The 1,675-nt window shown below is 73.8% G+C and carries 1 protein-coding gene; it reads right to left on the bottom strand.

Translation table 11 applies throughout. The features are described from left to right. Positions 1-1,675: SpoIIE family protein phosphatase (locus tag CCN56_RS35055; protein WP_107484274.1), on the bottom strand; the 1,675-nt coding region annotated here is incomplete at both ends.

The following is a 1,675-nucleotide window of genomic DNA, read 5'->3' as shown; positions in this document are numbered from 1 at the left end:
CCCGGCACATGATCCGCGCCCCAGGCCCGGACGGCGGCGCGGATCATGTGCCGGGCCGAGCTCAGCGCCTCCGGGTCGTTCTGGGCCACGTGCTGCTGGAAGCGGCCGGTGCCCCGCGGCTGGTACGTGCCGTGGCGGCGCAGCAGCAGGATCGCGACGTCGTCGTCGCCGCCCCGGTCGGCGACCACGTCGCACAGGTGGTCGGCGAGCTCCTTGAGGTCGGCGGGGCCGCGCCGGACGAGCGAGGAGAGCCACTGGAGGCCCTCGTCGAGGTCGGCTCCGGGCTTCTCCACGAGGCCGTCGGTGTAGAGCATCAGCGTCTGGCCGGGGTCCAGTTCCAGGGTGGTCACGGGATAGTCGAGGCGGCCGAACTCCGCGGAGAGCCCGAGCGGCAGCCCGCCCTCGACCGGGAGTCTGCGGCAGCTGCCGTCGAGCTCCCTGATCAGCGGGTCGACGTGGCCGGCGCGCACGACCTGGACGACCCCGGTGCCGAGGTCGACCTCCGCGTAGGTGCAGGTGGCGAAGCGGTCGGTGTCGAGCTCGTGGAGGAAGACGGAGGCCCGGGCCATGACGGTGGCCGGGGGGTGGCCCTCGGCGGCGTAGGCGCGCAGCACGATCCGCAGCTGGCCCATGACGGCCGCCGCGTGGGTGTCGTGCCCCTGTACGTCGCCGATGACGCAGCCGACCCGCCCGCCGGGCAGCGCGATGACGTCGTACCAGTCGCCGCCGATGTCCCGGCCGAGGCGGGCGGAGCGGTAGCGGACGGCCGTCTGGGCGCCGGCCACCTCGGGGATCCGGCGCGGCAGCATCGCCTGCTGGAGCCCTTCGGCGAGGTCGTGCTCCTGCTCGTAGAGCATGGCCCGCTGGAGGCTCTGGGCGATGCTGCTGCCGAGGGCGACGAGCAGGGTCCGTTCGTCCTCGCTGAAGCCGGTCTTGTCGCTGTAGAGCAGGCCGAGCGCACCGATGGGCCGGGCCTGGGCGATGAGCGGCAGATAGGCGGCGGCGGTGATGCCGAGCCCGCTGATGTGCGGCCACAGCACGGGGAAGGAGTCGGCGAAGTCCCGGGCCGAGTCGATGAACCGGGGGCGCAGGGTCCGGATGACCTCGCTCATCGGGTACGGCTCGTCCACCCGGGTGAACCGGGTGCCCGGCACGAAGGCGCCGTCCGGCCCCTCGGCGACGAGGTGGATGCGCCCGGCTTCGAGGAGCCCCATGACGAGGCTGGCCGCGCCGAAGTGTTCGAGCGCGTGCGAGTCGTTGAGCAGGTCGATGACGTCCTGCACGGTCCGGGCGTAGGCGAGGGCCGCCGTGGTGCCCTCGACGACCCCGGCGCGCTGTCTGCGGCCCTCGTCGAGGCCGAGCCGGGCGGCGGACTCGGTGAGTTCGTGGGTGGCGTCGCGCAGGATGCCGATGATGCGGACGGGCCGGCCGGTGTCGTCGCGGTGGACGAGGCCCTGGGTGTGGGTCCACTGGTGGCTGCCGTCGCGGCGGCGGATGCGGAAGTACGCGCCGTACTGCTCGCTGCCGTCCTTGAGCGCCTGGGCCACGAGGGCGTCGAGTCGGTGGCCCTCGTCCGACAGCACCCGCGGGCCCAGGCTCTCGGGCCTGCCGTCGTACTCGGCGCGGTCCATGTCGAAGACGTCGAGGGCACCACGGCGGCCCTCGCCTACGCCCG

Source organism: Streptomyces sp. NRRL B-24572 (genome assembly GCF_002156145.1).
GTDB lineage: Bacteria > Actinomycetota > Actinomycetes > Streptomycetales > Streptomycetaceae > Streptomyces > Streptomyces vietnamensis.
Note: the sequence above shows the minus strand (reverse complement) of the source record. Positions and strands in the feature narration are given on the sequence as shown.